Origin of the sequence: Virgibacillus sp. 6R (assembly GCF_001895305.1) — a bacterium.
Taxonomy (GTDB): domain Bacteria; phylum Bacillota; class Bacilli; order Bacillales; family Amphibacillaceae; genus Virgibacillus; species Virgibacillus pantothenticus.
Window position 1 is genome coordinate 1706428 of record NZ_CP017762.1, and the last position, 21663, is coordinate 1728090.

22 protein-coding genes are annotated in these 21663 nt (G+C 37.9%); 4 read left to right on the forward strand and 18 right to left on the reverse strand.

Annotated features, from left to right (window positions below; genetic code table 11):
- Position 1 precedes the first annotated feature (1 nt).
- The 8 genes from BKP57_RS07850 to BKP57_RS07885 form a co-directional block, all read right to left on the reverse strand.
- On the reverse strand, positions 2-163 hold the full coding sequence (locus BKP57_RS07850; protein ID WP_156875298.1) for a hypothetical protein: 162 nt from the start codon (positions 161-163) through the stop codon (positions 2-4).
- 347 nt (positions 164-510) lie between these two features.
- Positions 511-2445, reverse strand: coding sequence for a BglG family transcription antiterminator (locus BKP57_RS07855; protein WP_072741301.1), 1935 nt, complete (start codon positions 2443-2445; stop codon positions 511-513).
- A 63-nt stretch (positions 2446-2508) separates the two neighbouring features.
- Complete coding sequence (locus BKP57_RS07860) at positions 2509-3969, reverse strand: glycoside hydrolase family 1 protein (RefSeq protein ID WP_072741302.1); 1461 nt, start codon at positions 3967-3969, stop codon at positions 2509-2511.
- Positions 3966-5213, reverse strand: coding sequence for a PTS sugar transporter subunit IIC (locus BKP57_RS07865; protein ID WP_072741303.1), 1248 nt, complete (start codon positions 5211-5213; stop codon positions 3966-3968). The genes BKP57_RS07860 and BKP57_RS07865 overlap by 4 nt, the downstream gene beginning before the upstream one ends.
- Before the next feature lie 5 nt (positions 5214-5218).
- Positions 5219-5545 carry a PTS lactose/cellobiose transporter subunit IIA gene (locus BKP57_RS07870; protein ID WP_050351073.1) on the reverse strand — a complete coding sequence of 109 codons (327 nt, stop codon included), beginning with the start codon at positions 5543-5545 and terminating at the stop codon, positions 5219-5221.
- A gap of 2 nt (positions 5546-5547) precedes the next feature.
- Positions 5548-5865, reverse strand: a complete 318-nt coding sequence (locus BKP57_RS07875; protein WP_050351072.1) for a PTS sugar transporter subunit IIB — start codon at positions 5863-5865, stop codon at positions 5548-5550.
- Between the two features lie 252 nt (positions 5866-6117).
- The gene (gene ltrA, locus BKP57_RS07880; protein ID WP_072740903.1) at positions 6118-7506 is read right to left on the reverse strand and encodes a group II intron reverse transcriptase/maturase; all 1389 of its coding nucleotides are present in this window, start codon (positions 7504-7506) and stop codon (positions 6118-6120) included.
- A gap of 702 nt (positions 7507-8208) precedes the next feature.
- Positions 8209-8427: a 6-phosphogluconolactonase gene (locus BKP57_RS07885; protein WP_072741304.1), complete on the reverse strand. Its 219-nt coding sequence runs from the start codon at positions 8425-8427 to the stop codon at positions 8209-8211.
- A 12-nt stretch (positions 8428-8439) separates the two neighbouring features.
- Here BKP57_RS07885 and BKP57_RS07890 point away from each other — a divergent pair, with 12 nt between their 5' ends.
- Entirely contained in the window at positions 8440-8751 is a 312-nt protein-coding gene (locus BKP57_RS07890; protein ID WP_072741305.1) for a helix-turn-helix domain-containing protein, read from the forward strand.
- 583 nt (positions 8752-9334) lie between these two features.
- Here BKP57_RS07890 and BKP57_RS07895 read toward each other — a convergent pair.
- The 9 genes from BKP57_RS07895 to BKP57_RS07935 form a co-directional block, all read right to left on the reverse strand.
- Positions 9335-10264, reverse strand: a complete 930-nt coding sequence (locus BKP57_RS07895; RefSeq protein WP_072741306.1) for a hexose kinase — start codon at positions 10262-10264, stop codon at positions 9335-9337.
- 273 nt (positions 10265-10537) lie between these two features.
- Positions 10538-11395 carry a tagatose-bisphosphate aldolase subunit GatY gene (locus BKP57_RS07900; RefSeq protein ID WP_072741307.1) on the reverse strand — a complete coding sequence of 286 codons (858 nt, stop codon included), beginning with the start codon at positions 11393-11395 and terminating at the stop codon, positions 10538-10540.
- A gap of 10 nt (positions 11396-11405) precedes the next feature.
- Positions 11406-12560: an N-acetylglucosamine-6-phosphate deacetylase gene (gene nagA / locus BKP57_RS07905; RefSeq protein WP_072741308.1), complete on the reverse strand. Its 1155-nt coding sequence runs from the start codon at positions 12558-12560 to the stop codon at positions 11406-11408.
- A gap of 53 nt (positions 12561-12613) precedes the next feature.
- The gene (locus tag BKP57_RS07910; protein ID WP_050351066.1) at positions 12614-13030 is read right to left on the reverse strand and encodes a PTS sugar transporter subunit IIA; all 417 of its coding nucleotides are present in this window, start codon (positions 13028-13030) and stop codon (positions 12614-12616) included.
- 46 nt (positions 13031-13076) lie between these two features.
- Positions 13077-13898 (reverse strand): PTS system mannose/fructose/sorbose family transporter subunit IID, encoded by an 822-nt coding sequence (locus tag BKP57_RS07915; protein WP_050351065.1) that lies wholly within the window; start codon positions 13896-13898, stop codon positions 13077-13079.
- The gene (agaW, locus tag BKP57_RS07920; protein WP_050351064.1) at positions 13888-14655 is read right to left on the reverse strand and encodes a PTS N-acetylgalactosamine transporter subunit IIC; all 768 of its coding nucleotides are present in this window, start codon (positions 14653-14655) and stop codon (positions 13888-13890) included. The genes BKP57_RS07915 and agaW overlap by 11 nt, the downstream gene beginning before the upstream one ends.
- Before the next feature lie 19 nt (positions 14656-14674).
- Complete coding sequence (agaV, locus tag BKP57_RS07925; protein ID WP_050351063.1) at positions 14675-15181, reverse strand: PTS N-acetylgalactosamine transporter subunit IIB; 507 nt, start codon at positions 15179-15181, stop codon at positions 14675-14677.
- A gap of 236 nt (positions 15182-15417) precedes the next feature.
- The gene (locus tag BKP57_RS07930; protein ID WP_050351062.1) at positions 15418-16587 is read right to left on the reverse strand and encodes an SIS domain-containing protein; all 1170 of its coding nucleotides are present in this window, start codon (positions 16585-16587) and stop codon (positions 15418-15420) included.
- Positions 16588-16678: 91 nt separating this feature from the next.
- On the reverse strand, positions 16679-17395 hold the full coding sequence (locus tag BKP57_RS07935) for a GntR family transcriptional regulator (RefSeq protein ID WP_232231363.1): 717 nt from the start codon (positions 17393-17395) through the stop codon (positions 16679-16681).
- 791 nt (positions 17396-18186) lie between these two features.
- On the opposite strand from BKP57_RS07935, the gene BKP57_RS23115 reads away from it, so the two are divergent.
- The 3 genes from BKP57_RS23115 (at position 18187) to BKP57_RS07950 (ending at position 19307) form a co-directional block, all read left to right on the forward strand.
- Positions 18187-18315, forward strand: a complete 129-nt coding sequence (locus BKP57_RS23115; RefSeq protein WP_257786703.1) for a hypothetical protein — start codon at positions 18187-18189, stop codon at positions 18313-18315.
- Positions 18316-18377: 62 nt separating this feature from the next.
- Positions 18378-18557 (forward strand): cupredoxin domain-containing protein, encoded by a 180-nt coding sequence (locus BKP57_RS22755; RefSeq protein WP_050351061.1) that lies wholly within the window; start codon positions 18378-18380, stop codon positions 18555-18557.
- A gap of 318 nt (positions 18558-18875) precedes the next feature.
- A complete protein-coding gene (locus tag BKP57_RS07950; RefSeq protein WP_072741309.1) occupies positions 18876-19307 on the forward strand; it encodes a hypothetical protein in 432 nt (143 codons plus the stop codon).
- Positions 19308-19921: 614 nt separating this feature from the next.
- Here BKP57_RS07950 and BKP57_RS07955 read toward each other — a convergent pair.
- Positions 19922-21106, reverse strand: a complete 1185-nt coding sequence (locus BKP57_RS07955) for an ROK family transcriptional regulator (protein WP_050351059.1) — start codon at positions 21104-21106, stop codon at positions 19922-19924.
- Between the last annotated feature and the right edge of the window lie 557 nt (positions 21107-21663).

Genomic DNA, 21663 nt, shown 5'->3' on the forward strand with positions numbered 1-21663 from the left:
ACTACACTTGAATCTCCTTCTGATTTGCCAATACATAATCTTCCGCTTCTTTCGACCAGAGACCATCATATTTTTTCACAATCTCATGAAGTGGATCACTTGTATCTTTCATGATTTCATCTAATGATTTAATAGGCATATCCTTATGCGTGTCCCAATACATGGGATACAATCTTTTGTTCATTTACTTTTTTCTCTTCTATTAATTTTATTGCATCCCGCATATCTTCCGTATTGTCACCAGAAGCCCCTACATAATGTTTATATCTATAGTGAATGTCATAGAAATTAATTTTGATCGGTTTGTAAAATCTTTAGTATATATCAAAGATTTTACGAGATACTATGACCTTAAATTAAGCTAAACAATTCATTTTTCATTTTAATTACCACGCTAATAAGGTATATTATCTCACCATTTGAATCTTTTATTTGATATATTTTATAATCTTCAATTTGTCTTTTATAATATCTAAACCACATTTTTTCCAATTTATTTATATATATAATCTACTCCAAAAAATATCCCCCAGCTCCCATTAACTCAATCAGCCGGTCAATAAATACTTCCCGGTTTTTCGCTCCAGCCAGGTAATTCACATGATAGGATTCTGCAACCAGTTCAATAATACGTGGGAAAATTTGATTAAATGTATGCGTGTCCTGTTTATTTACCGCCATTCCGATAATTAATTTTACTTCATTACTGTCCCAATCGACAGGTGCTTCCGGTATCAAAATGATTAAACCTGTCTTATCTGCTTCGTATTTCATGGTATGCGGAATAGCTACCCCGCTTGGATAAGAAGTAGCGGAAATCTTTTCCCGCTGATTTAATTTCTCAAGATAATCCGCCGGTACATAGTTATGTCGCTGAAATACATCTGCAATTGTCTCCATGATTTGTTTCTTAGATAACGTTTCATGAAAATGGATTAAAAATTCCTCTTTGATAAGCTCCGGAATTTTCTTTTTTATAAAGCGGACATATTTGTGATGCTTGATTTCTTCGATTTTTCTCCGGATTAATGTGATATCATGCTTCGTTATAAATTCATGTATACTTACGATTTCTGCATGAATCGTGGCAAAAGCGTTCTCTACTTGATTAACATCCTGTGTGGTAATAACGAACTCAGGAGAAAGAAGCTCATTTATTTCACTGACATCCTCATAGACTCCGGCCACTTCCAAATCATCCTCAAAATTTCTTTCAATAACCTGTTGAATATCTGATTGCTGCGACAGATAAGCAGGGGTAATAATAATCGTTTTTATTTTTTGATCTTCCTCCGGCCTGCTATTTAGATAAGAGCCGATATGCAGCGCGAGAAAGGCAATCTCATCATCATTGATTTCCACATCCAGATCATTGGATAAGACAGATGCCAGATAGACAGCGATATCAAAGATAATCGGATACTTGATACGTATATTTAAAACGCTTAAATTCCTTGTATATTTATTTTTCAATAAGCGGTTATAGAGATTCTGAATATGGATAAGCAGGCGATTTCTAAAGGAATCATTATCAAAATCCACCATATAAACATCGCTTATTTCCTGGATAGCATGATCCAAAGCTCTGGAAACATCATTACTGGTATAGTTATTTACTAGCGTTTTATCCAGGTTGGATTGGCCGACAAATAAGATAGAGAGTTCGTCTTTATCTGCTTGAGAAAGACGAATCTGATGATTTTCATACAGCCGCTCCGCTATTTCTTCCACTGCTTGAAAGCTGACAGCAGTCCGATTCTCAACATGATAGGAGCTTTTCTCCAATTGTTCATTGTCTGAAGCACGATCTACAGCTATCGCTAAATGCAGAATAAAATTTTTGAAAAAATACGTATTCGGGTGTACATGATATTTTTCAAAGCTTTCTTTACTCAATTTCATCAATGCCTGCAAGGATATATCTCCTAAAAACATCTGAATTTCTTCTTCTAAAGAGGTACTGGTCGGCTTCGAATAATCAATTAAATCAATCATTAACTTTCTGCGGCTCTTTTCATTCCCTTTTAACAAATACCGATGATGATGCTGGGTGATCTGCAACCCATGCTTGTTTACCAGTTGATTAAGCTGAGCCATATCCGACCTTATCGTTGCATCAGAAACATATAACGTATCTGCTAAATCAAATAAATCCAATCCGCGTTCAGATCTTTTAATCAGGCGCCTCAATATATAAAAACGTCTGCTCTTTGCATGACTGGTACTGTTCGTATCTTTATGAACCTGCCTGTTTTCTTCTTCTCCGATGCGATAGCCTGATCTACTGGATTCAATCAGATTCGGATGCTTTTCATTGATTGCTTTCACATAATTCCGGACCGTACGATCACTTACATTTAAAGCCTCTGCCAATGTTCTGGAAGATACATAATGTTCTCCTGCCTGTTTTCTTAAATAGTCTAAGAGTATTTCTATATTGTTCATAAAATCATTCCTTATACAGAATACAGAAAAAGGAGTGCCTGCCACCCCTTTTTCTATTACTGCTTATATTTCAGCACCATTTGTTGCAATAACCTGTTTGTACCAATCAAAGCTATCCTTTTTGATTCGTTTTCCTGTTCCGTTTCCTTTATCATCCAGATCAACGTAGATAAAACCGTAACGTTTGGACATTTGCTGGGAAGAACAGCTGACGATATCAATGGGGCCCCATGCACAATAGCCGATAACATCTGCCCCGTTTTGAATGGCACGTCCAACCTGTTCAATATGATCTCCTAAATAGGCGATGCGATAGTCATCATGAACTTTACCGTCTACTAACTCATCATACATGCCAAAACCATTTTCAGCGATAACAATTGGTTTTTCATAACGGTCCCAATATTGGGAAAGCGAATTATATAAGCCTTGCGGATCAACATTCCAGCCCCATGGATTCGCATCTAAATGTGGATTCGGCGTAATAGAATCTGCTTTGTTCACATTCTTTTCTGCATCCACCATTTGTGAAAAATAATAGGAAATACCGAGATAATCCATTGTGTTTTCTTTTAGTAATGCCCGCTCTTCATCTGTGATATCCAAATGAATATCATTTTCTGCAAAGTAACTTTCTGCATAAACTGGAATACTGCCCCGGAATTGCACATCCGTAAAGAAATACTGCATACGGTTATGCTCCATAGCAAGAATAATATCATCTGGCTTGCAGGAATATGGATAAACTGTACAGTCAGCTACCATCGTGCCAATTTGCAAATTATACGGCAATGTTTTTGCGTATTTCCGAATCTTCGCTGAAGCTACCAATTGATTGTATACGCCCTGATATTCCGCTTCTTCCTTACGTTCATATTGATCACTGCATACGCCAAGCGAAAGGAATGGCTCAATCTGCACCATATTGACCTGATTAATAACAATCCAATATTTCACCCGATCTCCGAAGTGATCTAATAATACTTTTCCATAACGTTCAAACATGTCAATTACGGCTTTGTTGGTCCAGCCTCCATATTCCAATGTGATATGAATCGGAGTTTCATAGTGAAGCATCGTGATGATAGGTTCGATACCTAAAGACTTCATTTTATCAATCATTTTGCCATAATGAGCAAGTGCTGCTTCGTTTGGCTCTTTCTCATCTCCATTTGGAAATACTCTTGCCCAATCTATCGACGTACGGAAGGTTTTAAATCCCATCTCTGCTAAGAGCTCCAGATCTGTTTCATACGTATGATAGAAATCAATTCCAAAACGTTTAGGAAAATACTGCTCGGTATCCGCTATATTTTTCTTTACTTCTTCTAAAGTCATTCCCAGCTTTTCCAAGCGTTGAATTTCATCATTTGATTTTCCTTTTAAATAAGGCTGTATATCCGAGCTGTTTAGTTTTTTGCCATCAGCCTGATACGCACCATCTGCCTGGCTGGCAGCAATTGCACCTCCCCACAGAAAATCTTTCGGAAAGCTTGCGTAGTTATTTTTTCTCAATTCAATCATTCCCCTTCCTCTAATAATTCTTTATCTTGCTCTACAGCTTGTTTATCGTAAATTTTGAAAAATGGATAGTAAATAACCCATGAAGCTGCGAAAATGACAAAGAAATAAATCAATCCCGTAATTGATGCTGTGACAAGCCAGTTTAAAATTGGACCAGGTAAATACCAGAGCTGGAACGGTTCATGTGGAATTGGAACCAGACCAACCTTCAAAACAATCCAGGTCAATATCGGACCTACCAGTCCATTAATCCACATTGGAATCATCAAAACCGGATTAAACGCAACTGGCGCACCGAATACAATCGGTTCATTAATATTGAAAATAGATGGAATAAGCGATGCTTTCCCAATCATTTTTAACCGCTGTGACTTAGCCATAAAGGCAAGCATAATACATAGAGCCAAAGTAGCTCCGCCCCCGCCGATCAAAAATAATTGTCCAGCTTCAGCCGTGAAAATATTCGTTACTTCCTGACCAGCAGCAAAATTAGCCTGGTTTTCTGCAATAGCCGGCAATGCAATAGCTGATTGAACAGGATAAATAACCCATGTTGAAATCCCAAAGGTGTATAGAAAGGCAAAGCCGATAAAGAAGATAATCACAAATCCCCAAAAGCTTTGACCCAGATTAACTAATGGTAAAAAGATAGAATTAACCAAACTGTATAAGCTGATTTCTAATTGGAAAGTAAATAGCCATCCAATTAATAAAATCACGATAATTGGAATTAACGTATTGAACCAGACAGCAACAAAATCGGGAATCGCCGAATCCTCACCGATGAATTTCCATTTGGAAAACAGGTTCATAATAAATCCTACGAATATCCCGGAAACAAGCGCCGCAATCATGCCGCCAGTTCCCAGCGTATTAAAATCAAATTGAATCATACCCTCCGCTGTAAACTGCGGAAATACGAGTAAGAGGAAAAAGGCAATACCAGCAAGCCCAGCCTGCTTCGAAACCTCTGCATGCCCTTTGCGCTTCATGATAGCTTCCGGAATAAGATAAGCTAAAAACAGAGAAAATAATCCGAAAGAAAAAGAGCTGATCATCGAGAAATCGGGAAATCCTTCCCAAAAATCTTTTACAATCGATAGAATCGTTGCAAAGGACCCGATAAATACCATTGGCATGGCAGCTAAAATGGAGTCCTGAATGGCCGCAACCCACGGATTCTTCGCAATTTTATTAACCTTTGGTGAAAAACTGTCCGTCATCCAAGCTGTAAAACGTTCCATTTGTTTCACCCCTTCAGTTCTTTATAGAGTTTAATCATTTCCTGCATCATATTTATTTCTGTCTTCACGGTCATTAAGGTATCCTGCGCATGACCAAACAATGGTGAATAAGGAATATCAATTCCTTCCGCTTCTTTTTGCAGCATATTTGTCTGCGCCTGATGAGCAGTTCCCACTTCGTCATTCGCTTGTTTGATTAATTGATTTGCTTCCTCAAAATCAGCTTCCGAAGCTTTATTTACCGCTTGAAATACCAGTTCACGTGCATTACCGGCATGAAGAATGACCTGCATGGAAATGGATACTAATTCGTCTTTCGTTACTTCTTCCATAATTACTCACCACCTTCAAGATAATCTTTTGCTACTTTGACAAGCCCTTTGCCGTCTAGAGCACCATAAACACGCTGCGGAATAATACCTGCTTTGACACCCGCTTCCTTACAGGCTCCCTGCACTTCTTCCACCATATATTTTAAATGTGGTGCTACTAGTAATAAGTCGATTTCATTTAAGTAGTTATGCACCTCTGATTCACTTTTCGCTTTGAATTCAATATCGGCTTTCTCTTTCTTTGCAGCTTTTCTTGCTGCCGCAGCCATAAATCCTGAAGATGCCCCTGCACCACAAATTAATAATACTTTTTTAGCCATAATCAACTTCCCCTTTCTTTTATAATTCAAGTTTAGCAACTAAAGGAAGCGATTACATTTAAATCTATTTCCTCGTATTAGGAAGGACGTTTAAAACCCGACATCAGGAGAATGTACAACCATTGTTCAACACTTCAGAAAAAAACAAGAGGCTGGGACATAAGCAAATACTAAATAATCGAGTAGAGGGAAAAGCTAAATAACTTTTCGCCCCTCTCACACCACCGTACGTACGGTTCCGTATACGGCGGTTCAATAGTTTGAGTGTACGAACTGGTATTGAAGAGCGATATCTTTATATCCTCTCGACGCCAGTTCTTTATCTGTCAATGAACGATGGAGTACATAGCTACTTGATATAGTCCAGTAACCTTTTCTTGTATTCGACCATTCATAAGCTTTACGTTTATCGATGCCTAAATGAATTAGATTCTTTCTTTTCGTACGTGGATTTTTCCACTGTTTCCAAATATATTGTCTAATTCGTCGCTTCAACCATCCATTTAGATTCTTCATGAATCCTTTCATTTCCCCTATGCCATAGTAATTTATCCACCCTGTCATAAGTTGCTGGATTTCTTTTAGAATCACTTCAAGATTCCGCCCACGATTGCGTTTGGTGATTCGCTTGAGTTTCTCTTGAACGGTCACTTTCGCTTTGTTATGAGGACGAATTTTAACCCCATTCTTCGTGGCTAATAGACAGAAGCCAAGAAACTTCCGTTTCAAAGGGCTTCCAACCGCACTCTTTTCTCGGTTAACGGTTAGACTCAAATCTCTCTCAAGAAAGGTAGTAATGTTATCCATTACTCGATATCCTGCTCTTCTACTTTTCACATAGATATTACAATCATCTGCGTAACGAACGAATCGATGACCACGCTTTTCCAATAGTTGGTCTAGTTCATTTAAATAGATATTACTGAGTAACGGAGATAGGTTTCCGCCTTGCGGCGTTCCTTGTTCTGATTTTTCGAAGATACCGTTAATCATAATTCCACTTAATAAGTATCGTCTTATCAAGTGAAGCACTCGCTTATCAGATATCTGTTTTTCCACGAAGTACATGAGTTTGTCATGATTTACCGTATCGAAGTAGGATTTCATATCCAAGTCCACTACATATTTGTACCCTTGTTCGTAGTACGATTTCGCCCGTATGATGGCATGATGCGCACTACGTTTTGGACGAAACCCAAAACTATTATCGGAGAACGTTGGTTCAAATATCGGTTGTAACACTTGGTTGATAGCTTGTTGAAGCATTCGATCGATGACTGTGGGAATCCCCAGTTTCCTCTTTCCACCATCTGGTTTCGGAATTTCAACCCGCAGAACGGGTTGCGGTTTATACTTTCCTTGACGTAACTGGGTTAATAGTTCCTCCTTGTGTTCCTTCAAGTATGGAAGTAGCTGGTCGTACGTCATACCGTCGATCCCTGCTGCTCCCTTATTTCTGACTACTTGAAGGTAAGCTTGATTTAAGTTGTTCCTTGATAGGATTCTTTCAAACAGATTGGATACACCATTTTGATTGTTCTGTTCACCATGAAAAGTACTATGCGCTTCGACATACCCTTCATGTTCCACACTATCTCTCTGCCGATAGCCAGATTCTCCTGTTTTCTGCAGTTGTCGCACCTTCCACACCTCCTAGAGCTTTCAAAATTTCTATTGTTCGGTCCTTCATGTTTCGTCAGTTAACATTACTATGACCTCTGCTGACTTCTTGTGATTCACCAAAACGTCCCCGCTTTGGTTGTGCTGATTCGTTATCATTCAACTCCCACTGCACCCTCACAAGACCTCCCCCGGTAAGAGCGAAAACTTTCCTCCCATGTAACTGTTAGATTTACTGTATAGGTTTCGGGCAGTATTGGACTTTATCTTGTTGCGCAGATTTATCCGACCTAATTCAGCCTTCTATCTAATTTCTGTTCGTCAGTTCAGGAGTTTGCGTCCAGCTTCCTTCAGCCACTACCTCACGATAGCCACCTTGCCTTCCGCTAACAGTTCCTACTGCCAAGCCTGTAGTGGACTTTCACCACCAAGTTTTCGCCCATGCAGGGCGCACGCAAAAACCGAACAATTCATTTATAATTGTTCGGTTTGTTTGAGTTTAAAAAATTCCTATCATCGCTACGTCAACATATTTCGCTTTCCGCGGGCAAGGTCTCAGCTTCCTCGGAAAGCAAAGATCGCTTTCCCGCGGGATCTTCAGCTCGAGCTATTCCCGCAGGAGTCTACATATTTTGACTACACTAAAAACTTGCGTATATACAAGTACGATTTATTGTTCGTTTATTAATCAGCTGTTTTAGTTTTGTCCCAGCCTGTTTCAGTTTAAATAATATTATTTTTCGTCTCTTCATCCAGCAAAGAAGCTGCTTCTTCATCAATAATAACAATTACATTATCCTTATCTCTTAGCGCAGTTGCCGGACAATCTGTAGAAATTTCTCCTTCAAGCAGGTTTTTCACTGCTTCACTTTTACGTTTTCCGGAGACAAGCAGAATAACTTTTTCCGCTTTCAGGATTTCTGTGAATCCCAGAGTTATCATTTCTGTCAGTTAATGGACTATTTGCAAAAAGAGTTTACTAACCCTAATTTGAGTCTAAAAAAACTGGTAGATTATTCCAATTTATCTGTACCCTATACTAGCCGCTTCATTAAAGAACAAACAGGATACACATTTACGCAAATTATTTTGGGGATGAGAATGAAAGAATGCCAACGCCTCTTATTAGATACCTCCATATCTATCAAAGAAATCGTTAAGCGAGTAGGCTATTATGATGTTGCTAATTTCACTAGAAAATTCAAGAAAGAAATTGGCATTACGCCGAGCCAATTTCGAAAAAAACAAATCAACACCGCTCTTTAATTTGTCATAAAGTGAAGGTCTTCAATGAGGGCTTTCATTCATCCCCCGCGGCTTGTTAGTACCGTAATGGTATGACTTAAAGGCGTATCGAAATAGGGCACTCTCACTTAGACTTGTTGCAGTACAGATGATCCAACTCCTGAAGAGGGAGTCTTACAGCACCTCATATACGGGATAAAAATTCTACGAAGTTAAATTAAGTGGTATTCTGGAACAGTAAGGTTAATTGTTAGCTTTATTTTAACGCTCTTCCATACAATAATGATAGAAATCCAAGATAGATTAAATGGCTTTAGCCCCATGAAATGGAGAGCTAAAGCCATTTAAATCATTTTTCACTATTTTAACCATCTACTTGACAGGGGCAATGTATAATAGTTCGCTTGTTTGTATTTTTTTTAAAAAAAAATCTTATCATCGCTATGGCAAAATACTTCACTTTCCGTAGGTATCATCAGCTTCCACGGATAGAAAAGGTCAATTTTTCCTGGGTTTCTTCAGCTTGCATTGCTCCCGCAGGTCTACATATTTTGACTACGATAAAATGGATCACATACTATCATTTTTAAAAAGAAGTAAATTATCAAATTTCCATTACTTCCATCTGTTCCATACACCAAACTATTTTAGAGGTATCAATATAGCCAGTTTGTTCTTCCATAGCGTTTAATACCCCCATCGTCAAACCGAATTTCATTAGTTTCTCCCCACCAAGCTGGCGAGCTAGCCCCGTTGCAAAGCCGGCAATAACAGAATCACCAGAACCAACTGGGTTAACAGCGTTTATTTTCGGAGATTGTACGCGGTATGCCTTGTCCTTATGTTTTACAACTGCACCTAGCTCTCCTAATGTCACAACTACCCATTCAACGCCAGCGAACAATGGAGACTGAACAGCTGCTTTAATATCTTCTATACAAATGGGTTCTTTTCCGAGTAAATCAGCTAACTCATCTTGATTTGGTTTCATAAGATAAGGTGGTGTCTCACTTTGCAATGCTCGTGCGAGTAAGTCACCCTTTGTATCTAATAAAACTGGTGTACCAACTTCTTTTGCAATGGCTAGCATCTCCTGATAGTAATCATCAGGTAAACCTTTTGGTAAACTTCCGGAAACAGTGATCCAATTCGCTTGTTCGGCTAGCTCCCGAAACGTTGTTAAAAATCCGTTTGCTTCCTTTTCCTGAATCACCGGTCCACTTTCTAAAATCTCCGTCTGTTTTCCGTCATGAATGATAGCGATACAATTTCGGGTATCTCCCTCGATAGCCATAAAATCATTTTGAATATCTAACCGCTTCAGTTCTTTGCTAATAAAATCACCTAAACTTCCGCCTAGTAAGCCAGAAGCAGCAACCGGTTCATCAAGCTGACGGATAACCCTTGCAACATTGAGTCCTTTTCCACCAGCAGTTTTACTCACATCAGCCACTCGATTCACGGTATTTTCTTTAAAATCTGCCACTCGATATTGAATATCTACTGAAGGATTTAACGTAATCGTAAAAATCAAAGGTCTGCTCCTCCTTGTCTGCAATGTGCTCTAATCTGATGTATTCTTACTCCCCCTGAAAATGCTACTTCAATCAGTGGGGGTTATTTCATCCTCCACTGTGATTGAAGTAGAACAAAGGCGCAAGCCCGTTTAGCAACGTAGCGAATGGAACGAATCAATGGAGATAAAGGAATCATGCCACTAAAAACAGGGGTATGCCCGCGCGACTAACCTATCCATTTACATGAATGAGACAAGAGCATGATTCTCTTACCTAATTCATATATACCTCTATGCTTTTCCAGCGCTCATACAAATTTCTATTTTCTCTTTCACTGCAGCTTTCATCTTTTCCTTAGCTGGAGCCATATATTTTCTCGGATCTGTTTCATTCGGGTGCTCGATTAAGTGTTGACGAAGTCCTTCAGAAAATGGAATCTTAAGTTCCGTAGAAATATTTACTTTAGCACAACCTAACACAATACATTTCTGAACATCGGCTTTTGATATTCCAGAGGCTCCGTGAAGCACAATTGGGATATCCGTTAAGTTTTTTATTTTTTCAAGTCGATCAAAATCAAGAGCAGGCTCTGCTTCATATAAACCATGTCCTGTTCCAATCGCGACAGCCAATGAGTCAACTCCCGTTCTTTCCACAAACTCTACGACGGTATCTGGATCAGTATAAGCTGCATCTTTTGCTTCAACTACTAAATCATCTTCTTGCCCGACCAATTTGCCTAGTTCACCCTCAACCGTTGCTCCATAGGCATGTGCTTTATCCGCTACTTTCTTTGTAATCGCAATATTTTCTTCGAACGTATGGTGCGAGCCATCAATCATGACAGACTTTGTTCCGAGTTCAAGTGATTCAACGATTGATTCATATGTTTCATGATGATCCAAATGCAAAGCGATCGAGATATCGTAATGCTTTGCTGCTACTTCAGCGATAGCTTGCACATACGCTCTACCTGCATACTTCATGGTGCCAGGCGTCGCTGCCAGTATAACAGGTGACCTCATCTCTGCTGCTGTGTCTACAACCGCCTGGATGGTTTCTAGATTATGAATATTAAAAGCTGGTACGGCATAGCCTTCTTTTCTAGCTTTTATAAGCATTTCTTTTGTGTTTTGTACATATCCCATGATACGTCCCTCATTTCCTGTTGTTTAATTGATATTTCACTTCACCATTTACCGCAGTAGCTTGAATGGTGAGTTGTTTGTTCATGACAACATAATCTGCGCATTTTCCTGGACGTATACTCCCAATGACTTGATCACGCCCTAAGCTTCGAGCTGGGCTTAAACTCGCCAGATGCCATGCTTCCTCCCAAGAACGATGCGTCCACTGACTTACATTTTTAATCGCTTCCTTCAGTACTAATGTGCTTCCAGCTAAGGAGCCTGTTTCCATCCTTGCAATGCCATCTTGCATCACAACAGGGAACTCACCTAGCTGATAATTTCCATCTGGCATGAGCCCCGCCCGCATACAATCTGTTATTAAAACAACACGATCTCCTTTAGTTCTCCATGTAAAAGCAGCGACATCAGGATGCACATGGTGACCATCGCAAATTAACTCAACAAAAGCATTCGACATTAAAGCTGCTCCAGCCACTCCCGGATTCCGATGATGAAATCCAGACATTCCATTGAATAAATGAACAAATATATTTGCCCCTTCATGAATAGCCTTTTCACAGCAATCATAATCAGCATTGCTATGACCAATGCTTATGTTGACATTAGCGTTCTTTAATGCAGAAATAAATTCCATCGCCCCCACTCTTTCTGGTGCAAGAGCAATTTTTACAATGGTACCATTGGCAAGCTGTTGCCATCTTTCAAATAATTTCAGGTCGGGATCACAGAAGTATTTAGGGTTTTGTGCTCCTTTATATTTTTCTGTGAAAAACGGTCCTTCTAAATAAATCCCTTCCGATTGAGCTCCAGAAAGACCTTCTTCCGTTGCTTCCACAATAGCAGCAATCGATTGCTCCAAGCTTTTCGCAGAAGAGGTTAACGTCGTTGGCAAAAAACGCGTAACGCCCAAAGCTACTAATGCGGCCGAAATTTCCTGAACTGCTTCTGTCGTTCCATCCATGATGTCGTAGCCATTGACTCCATGAATATGTGTGTCAAATAAACCCGGAGCAATTGTATAACCACTCCAGTCAACTATTTTTCCCTGAGTAGAAATGGAAGCTTTCCATTCCCCAAAACGTCCATTGTCAATTGCAAGATAACCAGGACCTTCCAGCCTATCTTCTAATAAAAATTGATCTGCTTTTATATAATATTGCATCCCGTACACTTCCTTTAAATTGGATACGAATTGGATAGTTTGACTTTTTATATTTAAATACCATCTGAATTTTCTTCTTTTTCCTTTTTTACTATTTCAAATGGCTTAATATTCATTTTCCCTTCATTCAGTGCATGATTTACAAACTCGTCTAAACTCTGTTCTCTTTGAAATAAACTACTTAGTAACATTGGTGAGTTTGTTCCACCAATCACCCTTACATTATCTTTTTTCACCGCAATTTTAGAACTTATATTAAAAGGTGTCCCGCCAGCTAAATCTGCAAAGCAAACGACACCACTTCCAGTATCTACCTGTTCTATTGCTTCTATTAATGCCCTCTCTAATTGTTCTTGGTCTTCTTGAAAGGGGATAGTTTTTAATCCTTCTACATCTCCAGCAATCAAACGAATAGACTCATACATTCCAAATGGGTAAGATCCATGTCCAGTTATTACAATACCAATCATTATTTACACCCTTCCCAACTTTTGAAATTAATCTATTTTTAAATAATTACATTACTCCAAAATACGAACCTAAAAGTCCAACAACAACTGTTAATCCAATTAAAGTGAGGGGGGAACGTCCTTTTTTAAGCAACCAATAAACTAATAGCGTATAAGCTAACGGGAGAAGGGCCGGCATGATTTGGTCTAATATATCTGTTTGAACATTTAATTCAGATTCACCTTGTGTCCAAGTATAATTAATTTTAAAAGAAACATATGTTGCTATTAATCCTCCAACTACTGTTAATCCAACAATAGATGCTGCACGGGAAACATGCTGTGTGCCTTCTTTTAATTTTGCAATAGCTTTAACCCCTGTTTTGTAGCCATAGTTCATTAAACCAAACCTGACACCAAAATGAATGATATTGAACAAGATTAGAAATACAAACGGACCAAAAATATTACCATTTACAGCTAAAGAAGCACCAATACTTGCTGTAATTGGTAGTAATGTAAGATAAAATAACGCATCCCCAATACCGCCCAAAGGCCCCATCGTTGCAACTTTAATTCCACGGATGGCTTCTCTATCTTCCTTTTTTTGTTCCATCGCTAAAATGATACCCATAATAAATGTAACCAGAAAAGGATGCGTATTAAAAAATTCCATATGGTCTTTCATCGATTTACTTAAATCTTTTTTATTTTTGTGAATGGCTTTTAACCCTGGTAAGATAGAATAAAGCCAACCAGCAGCTTGCATACGTTCATAATTAAAAGATGCTTGTAATAATAAGGATCTCCATGCTAACTTTCTCATTTCCTTTGGTTGCAAGTCTTGAGCAGAAGCTGTATCTTCATAATGATAACTACTAGATGCCATCAGCAATCTCCTCCTCTTTAGGCGTAGGACCTTGTTTGTTTTTATTTTGATAAAAATCATATAAGGCTATCGCTAAACCAATTAATGCGATCGCTAAAATCGGTAATTCTAAATATGCCGCAAGTATAAACCCTACGATAAAGAACATAATATACTCCACTTTCATCATAATCCGGAGTAGCATTGCAAAACCTATAGCAGGCATAATCCCACCAGCTATAGATAGACCATCAATAATCCATTGGGGTACGGTTTCAACAAAGGCTGCAGCTTGCTCAGCACCAAAGTATATTGGTAAGAATGCGATAAGGGCATTAAATGAGAATAAAATTGCAATTCCTAAATAATTTATCCTTTCTATCCCTTTCGTATTTGCATCTAAAGCATACTGATCAGCTTTATGCATGACTGGTGCAAATATTGTAAAGAATAATGTGATTAAACCTTGGACCGCAACTGCAAAAGGTATTGCTACACCTACTGCAACTTGTGGATCTTGACCTGCTATAACTCCAAATGCTGTTCCAATAACACCACCAATAACTACGTTTGGAGGTTGAGCCCCTGCAAGCGGAACCATTCCCATCCAAATTAGTTCCAAAGTACCTCCGACGATTAATCCAGTTGTTACATCACCTAAAATCAAACCAACTACTAGACCAGTAACAACAGGACGGTGCATATGAGTTAAACCTACATATAAATCAATTCCAATAATACCAGCCCAAATAGCAATTAAAATTGCTTCCATTACCATATTTAGCTCCTCCTTTAACCTAAATTGGGAATTCTTTAATAAGAGCCCTTATATCCTGTCCTTTTTCATTTGGAACTCCTCTTACATCAAGAGTTACTCCCATGTCAGCTAACTTTTTAAAAGCCTCAATATCTTTATCATCAACAGATACTGTAGAAGAAATTTGTTTCTTACCTTCCTCATAATGCATATTGCCTACGTTTATATGATCTATTGGTACCCCTCCTTGCTTTAAAGCAAGTGCGTCATGAACATCTTTAACAACTAAAAATATCTTTTGTTTTGGAGAAGCTTTATGAATAATATCAATTGTTTTTTGGATAGAAAAATATCTCGCTTGAATAACGTCAGGTAGTACCATATCCATTAAGCTCTGCTGTACTTCATCTTGGGAAACCTTATCATTGGCTACTACTACTAAATTTGCTCCTAAATGATTGACCCAAGTGACTCCTACTTGTCCATGTATTAAACGGTTATCAATTCTTGTTAGTAAAATATTTGGTTTGGTTGTCATTTTTTTCATCCTTTCTATTTGTCTGGAATAGGATTAATAGCCTTGCCATTAGCCCTATTCCACAGTCCACAGCATAAAATTAATCTTTTAATCAATAAATTTTTTCCTTTATCTCTACTGATTGTTAGTAACAAAAGGGGGTGATCTAAAAGTGACCCCTAAATAGAATGAGCTATTACATGCAATTAAAATCTCTATTTATTCCTTCCCAACTTCCACCTTGATGTCAAAAGGTTTTACTCTAGTTATATAGGATAAATCGTTACACCTTGAACCACGCGATTTACTGAACCGTCTGGACTTGGATTATCTGGCGTAATGCCTAACTGAATTGACTTTTTAAGTGCTAAGGTTTGTACAAATAACGCGTATAGTAAAGATAAATAGAAATCGTTACCTAGTAATTGCTTACTGCTGTTAACAACAACTGCCCAGTTTGCATATTTTTTTATTTCTTCATCAGCAGTTTCTGTAAGTACTACTGTTTTGATATCCTTTGGTTCCCCAGACAACTCTTTTAACATATCCATGTCATATTTTCTTGTATAGGCATCCTGAGACATAAACAGTACAACAATCGATTTGTCATTTAATATGGATTTAGGACCATGTCGAAATCCTAATGATGACTCATGAACAGCAACTACTTTACCAGCAGATAGCTCGAGCATTTTTAAAGCGGCTTCATGTGCAAACTGCCCTAATGAACCAGACCCTAAATAAACAATCCGTTCCATATCATGACTTAACACCTCTTCGATTGCGCTCACAAGATCTTCAACCAAGCGTTCCCCATTCGCAATCACAGTTTGTAGCTTCTCATTTGCAGTTGCATCTTTTGAAAAAACTAAATAACAAATGACCATCATGCTCGTAAAGCTGCTTGTCATCGCAAATCCTTGATCATGCGCCTTCTCAGGAGTAAGAATCGTTAGGCTGTTCTCATTATTTTTTGTATTTATTACCAACTTACCTTGTGGGTTACATGTAATATTTACTTGATAAAAATGATCGATGATATCTGTTGCAAGTTTAACCGCAGCTAAACTTTCTGGACTATTTCCTGACCTTGCAAATGACACAAGAATCGTTGGAGTATCCTTAAAGAGATAATTGGTCGGATTAGAAACAATATCTGTAGTTGCAATCGCTTCAAATTGAATATTTCCTTGATCTTGCTTCTGCAATTCGGGAACTAATATGTCACCAGCAAAAGCTGACGTTCCAGCACCAGTTAAAATCACCCGCACCTTCTCGTGCTTGATATATATGGAGTTTAAAAAGTTATAGATTTCCTCCTTTCTTTCCTCAAAAATAGACAATGATTCCTTCCATACTTCCGGTTGCTGATAAATTTCTTGTGCCGTGTGACCTGCCAATCCTTTTTGTAATTCTTGCTTAGATAAATGAAACATTGTTTCTCCTCCTCAATCAATCTGGTTATGTTGTCATTACCAGTTATGTTATGAAAAACTCTATTAAGTTCTATTCTCAATAGAGTTATTTTTATGTCAGTTCTACTGTATAGTCAAATTTATCACCGCGCGCTATACTAACGGTATACTCAATTAACTGATCATGATGATAAGCAAATCGCTTAATTAACATTGCTGGTTGCTGTATTGGGGAATTTAAATAGCTAGCTTCCGTTTCACGCAATTGCGTTGCAGAGAATCTTTCCACTGCCTTTGTAACGTGAACCTGGTAATCCTGTAAAAACACATCATACATAGGCTTTTCTATTAATTTTTCTTTCGTTAAATGTGGAAACAACTTTTTTGGTAAATAAGATGTTTCATACATAAGTGGCTGGTCATCTGCAAGTCGTAAACGAACCACCTCATACACTTCGTCCAGTGGTTCTAAATCCATTTTGTTAGCAAGTCTAGCTTCAATAACAATTTCTTTAAAGGATAAAACCTTCGTCATCGGTGTTTTTCCCATTTTTTTCATTTCTTCTGTAAAACTATAAAGTTTGACTAAGTTTTGTTCAATCGAGGCTGCTGCGACAAAAGTTCCTTTTCCATGCAGTTTGTAAATATACCCTTCTCTTTCTAATTCTTGAAGCGCTTGTCTAACAGTGATTCTACTTAGCTTGTACATATCACAAAGTTCACGTTCAGATGGAAGTTTGTCATGTTCTTCATAGGTTTTATTTTCGATTTTATGAATTATTTCCTCCATAAGCTGTAAATACAAAGGCACTTTACTGTTTTTGTCCAAGTTTATGTCATGCCTCCTTTGCACGTGGTTATAACCAGTTATCGATTTAAGTATAAAATATATTTTATTTTATGTAAAGGGTTTTATAAAAAATATAAAGTGAAGTTTTTTCTCAAGTAAAATAAGATCTCAATGACAAAGAACACAGGTGCCCCTTGAAAAAGAAGATCTTTTCAGCATGCGCAATGCCTTTGACGTGTTTTCCTTATCCTTAAAAAGAGAACGTTTTTGCTACGTACATGTATCTGTGCGCAGTTTCCCTTGTCCGGATTCACCGCTTTCTGGTTAAAGCTTACGTGGTGGGAATGAAGGCACACCTTACAATGGTGAAATCGCTATCTTTTCACATAGCGCGTTGCATACAATTGCTCAACATATTCGCTCCCTGATTTAGAAAAGCGTAAATTCTTTCTCATTCCTTTTTCCCAAGATTTATATATCGTTTTAGAAGGTTTTACATCTTATTCTTGAGCGAACTGTCTAAGCGATTGCAAGGTGAATTGAAGTTTAGATAGATTTTCCGGTAATGGCTTTTTCCAAATATGGAATACGTCTTCTCCTCCAATCATTAACTTGCTTAAGAGTAATCTTTTGCATTTTTAAAAATAAATCCAATGGACTTATCTAACCCTTTTCTTGGACTAATTCAGTTACATAATACCTTACGTTTTTAACAACTTATTGTCACTCATGTTACCCCTCTTTGCTTTAAAATGAGATCTTCTGTGCTTACCTAAAGTGAATTTCCAATAAGTGGAGATTTCCTGTCGTCATCCACTGGGGATTTTGTTTTGAAAAAACGATGGTTACTTTCCTTGACCATTTTATTGCTTGCAGTCCTAGCTGCATGTGGAAGCGATGGAGCAGAAGAAGCAAAGGGAAATGGTCCAACTCTGTACCAAGCAACGCTACACAATTAGACATATCTGTAACAAAATTTGAGCAAGAGGAATATAATGTAACAGCAGGAGAAAAAGTTACGATGAAGCTATCAAAAGAAGAAGGACAGCACGGAATTAGAATTGATGAACTTGATGTGTCCATACAAGGTGATGGAGAAGTAACATTCACACCTAGTGAACCGGGAGAATATACAATCTACTGCAATATACCATGTGGTGAAGGACACGCTAGTATGAAATCAACTCTTATTGTACAGTAATCTATATCATGCAAAACAAAAACGCTTGTTCAATTACGATACAAGCGTTTTATTGTCTTTAAACGCGTTTTTCATCATCTATTCCCCAATAAATGAGTGTGTATCCAAAATACCGCTCATAAGTAATAATCCACCAGCTAGTTTTTGAACCACACTCTATTTTTCTACTCTTTAATAAAAAAGTTGCTCGTTCCCTTACATGTGAGCAAATAAAAAATAGGCTGTATTTACTCCAATTTCTTGTCCTTTTTGATTCTACAAATTTTATTTGATTATGGTATAATCATATTATATTGCGGAAAGGAGGAATTTAGACAAATGCAAATGGAAGAAAAAATTATTAGCATGCTAGAGCAAATCTCTAAAGACGTGAAAGAGCAAGGAGATAAAATAGGCTCGCTAGAAAAAAGATTTGATTCTCTAGAGCAAAGATTTAATACTCTAGAGCAAAGATTTGATTCTCTGGAAACAAGATTTAATCAGCAAGAGCAAAAACTTGATGAACAGGGGCAGAGAATCACAACTATTGAGCAGAGACTTGATGAGCATAAAGACATTCTTACTGCACTTCGTTCTGGGCAAGAATATTTAAAAGCAGAAATAGACGGAATGCGCGTAGAAAATGCGAAGGAATTTGGCTATGTAAAGAAAGAATTAAGTAACATGCATTTGAACTTTTCTGTACTGCGAGACGATGTGTGGACAAATAAAAAAGAAATATATCAACTAAAAAAAGCTGGCATGGAATAAGCACCACACTCTTCTATATTTTTTTCGAAAAATTCCACTTAGATCTCTGCAAAAAAACTTTTAATAATCCCCATTCCTTTCTTCGCTTAATGCCTCGTTAATTAGTTTTAAATTCAAACTTTATTCCCCTTTTGATGTAATAGTTTTTATCAATGGGGTTTTTTATATCTTCTGTTCTATCACCATTTAAGGATATCGATCTCTTTTTTACACAAATCGTGTAAGTGTGAATTTAAACTATGACTACCAAGGATGTAATCGAGCATGCAACTCTCGCACGGCTTTTCCGCTTTGATACACAGCTTTCTCACTTTGATGCACGACTTTGCGGTGGACAACTTTCTCACTTTAGTCCACAACTATATGAAGAAGCAGCAAGGAGCTCAGACAATTTTTACCTTCATTTGCAGCTATGTCACTATTTCTCTAAAAAACTTCCGCAAATAAAATGAAGTTTTCATTCATACCCCACTAATATTGGTACCGTAACGGTATGACCTAAAGGCCTCTTACGAAACAGAGCATCTAGGTGCTATATTTCTACTTAGACTTGTAGAATGGATTCTCCAGTTCTTGAAGCTTGAATTTTACAGCACCTTATATACAGGATAAATCTATCCCAATACCGAATCAAATATTTCCACGAATAATAAGGCCACAGCGCCTAATACCGTTGCATCCTTACCAAGCTTGGTTACCGTTACTTCCGTTTTTTTTGCTCTCTCTGTTAGAGCATTATTTTTTATCGTCTTCCGAATGACAGGCAAAAGGAACTCCTCACTATTCATAACTCCTCCACCTAATACGATTTTCTCAGGGTTTACGATATGAATGACATTGGTTAAACCAACACCGATTATAAAACCTGTTTCTTTCAAAACATCTATGTATAGCGAATTTCCTGCTTTTGCTAGTTCGAAAACGCTTTCCCCTGTCAGTTTAAAAGCATTTTCATCTCCTTGTTCAGCTAATTTTTGGTGTGCTCGTTTTGCGATTGCTGAACCTGTAGCAAACGTTTGTAAGCAACCACGATTCCCGCATTCGCAGACATCTCCATTGATATCAATCGTCATATGACCTATCTCACCAGCAATATCTTCTGCCCCATGAAACAGTTTTCCATCCGTTACAATTCCAGCACCCACACCACGCCCTAAATTAACAGCTACCATACTACCCAATTCTCCATGACCACCAAACCACGCCTCGCCTAAGGCCATCGCTCGAGCGTCATTCTCCACTTTCGTCGTAACATGAAACTCCTTTTCTAATTCTTCTTTAATCGGTACATTAGTTAACTGCAAATTTGGAGCATACAAAGATGTACCTGTTGTCACCTCTACAACCCCATGCATAGCTACACCAATCCCCATTGTATCGTCAATTTGAATCGAAGCGTTTTGTAAAACCTGATAGATACTTTGCTTAATAGCGTCCAAAAAGGAGACGTTAGAGATTGGCGATTCCAATGTAAATGAAACCCGTTCTGTAATTTTACCCCCTAAATCAGCAACAATGGTTTCTACCTTTTCAGGACCCGCATCTACCCCAACAAGATAGAAAGCTGTTTTATTAATCTGCAGCATAGTTGGTCTCCGTCCGCCCATTGATTGTCCACTATCGCTTTCATAAACCATATTCTGCTTTAATAATTCTTTAACAATGCTACTGACTGTCGGCGGAGTCAGTTCCGTCTCCTTGGCAATTTGCGCTCGCGAAATAGGCTCGCACGTTCTAATTTTATTTAAAATGATTGATTTATTCACTGATTTCATCAGCTGAAATGTTCCCCGTTGCATAGCAACCTCCAAAAACTTATTAAATATCAATTAAAAAAATGGTAAGTAAGCGTGATGCTTAGTATGAATGATCCTTTATTTAAATAAAGTGAATCTTCAATCAGTGGGTGTTTTCTTTCATCCCCCACTGATTGTTGCTACCGTAATGGTATGACCCTAATGGTCTCTTACGAAATAGGGTATTTAGGTGCTGTTATCTCTCACTTAGACTTGTAGCAGTACAGATTATCACCTCTTGAAGTGATGGTCTTACAGCGCCTTATAAACGGGATAAAGTGAAACTTCAATTTATGAGGTTTTTTATCCACACTATTTGTTAGTACTGCATCGGAATAATCTAAAGGTCTCTAACAGGATTAGACATTTGACTTGCAGTTGAATCTTTTACCTTATCCTCCTGATCGGCATCTCTCAAGATAGAAGAAAAGGTCTTACTACAGTTACATGCAGGACAAAGAAAATAGGGAAGCTAAAGTTACAGAATAACGTTGTCATATTTTATCAGACTTTTTATACGTTATTGTACATTATTATACCATTCGATAAAGTGAATCTTC

Excerpts from the sequence above, each read along its gene's own strand:
- BKP57_RS22755 (WP_050351061.1), top strand. The coding sequence starts at position 18,378 with ATGAAGCTATCAAAAGAAGAAGGACAGCACGGAATTAGAATTGATGAA.
- BKP57_RS07950 (WP_072741309.1), top strand. The coding sequence starts at position 18,876 with ATGCAAATGGAAGAAAAAATTATTAGCATGCTAGAGCAAATCTCTAAA.
- BKP57_RS07955 (WP_050351059.1), bottom strand. The coding sequence starts at position 21,106 with ATGCAACGGGGAACATTTCAGCTGATGAAATCAGTGAATAAATCAATC.
- BKP57_RS07930 (WP_050351062.1), bottom strand. The coding sequence starts at position 16,587 with ATGTTTCATTTATCTAAGCAAGAATTACAAAAAGGATTGGCAGGTCAC.
- BKP57_RS07890 (WP_072741305.1), top strand. The coding sequence starts at position 8,440 with ATGGACTATTTGCAAAAAGAGTTTACTAACCCTAATTTGAGTCTAAAA.
- agaW (WP_050351064.1), bottom strand. The coding sequence starts at position 14,655 with ATGGTAATGGAAGCAATTTTAATTGCTATTTGGGCTGGTATTATTGGA.
- BKP57_RS07860 (WP_072741302.1), bottom strand. The coding sequence starts at position 3,969 with ATGATTGAATTGAGAAAAAATAACTACGCAAGCTTTCCGAAAGATTTT.
- BKP57_RS07900 (WP_072741307.1), bottom strand. The coding sequence starts at position 11,395 with ATGGGATATGTACAAAACACAAAAGAAATGCTTATAAAAGCTAGAAAA.
- BKP57_RS07885 (WP_072741304.1), bottom strand. The coding sequence starts at position 8,427 with ATGATAACTCTGGGATTCACAGAAATCCTGAAAGCGGAAAAAGTTATT.
- BKP57_RS07865 (WP_072741303.1), bottom strand. The coding sequence starts at position 5,213 with ATGGAACGTTTTACAGCTTGGATGACGGACAGTTTTTCACCAAAGGTT.
- BKP57_RS07910 (WP_050351066.1), bottom strand. The coding sequence starts at position 13,030 with ATGATTGGTATTGTAATAACTGGACATGGATCTTACCCATTTGGAATG.
- BKP57_RS07875 (WP_050351072.1), bottom strand. The coding sequence starts at position 5,865 with ATGGCTAAAAAAGTATTATTAATTTGTGGTGCAGGGGCATCTTCAGGA.
- BKP57_RS07870 (WP_050351073.1), bottom strand. The coding sequence starts at position 5,545 with ATGGAAGAAGTAACGAAAGACGAATTAGTATCCATTTCCATGCAGGTC.
- agaV (WP_050351063.1), bottom strand. The coding sequence starts at position 15,181 with ATGAAAAAAATGACAACCAAACCAAATATTTTACTAACAAGAATTGAT.
- BKP57_RS07915 (WP_050351065.1), bottom strand. The coding sequence starts at position 13,898 with ATGGCATCTAGTAGTTATCATTATGAAGATACAGCTTCTGCTCAAGAC.
- BKP57_RS07855 (WP_072741301.1), bottom strand. The coding sequence starts at position 2,445 with ATGAACAATATAGAAATACTCTTAGACTATTTAAGAAAACAGGCAGGA.
- BKP57_RS07850 (WP_156875298.1), bottom strand. The coding sequence starts at position 163 with ATGTATTGGGACACGCATAAGGATATGCCTATTAAATCATTAGATGAA.
- nagA (WP_072741308.1), bottom strand. The coding sequence starts at position 12,560 with ATGCAATATTATATAAAAGCAGATCAATTTTTATTAGAAGATAGGCTG.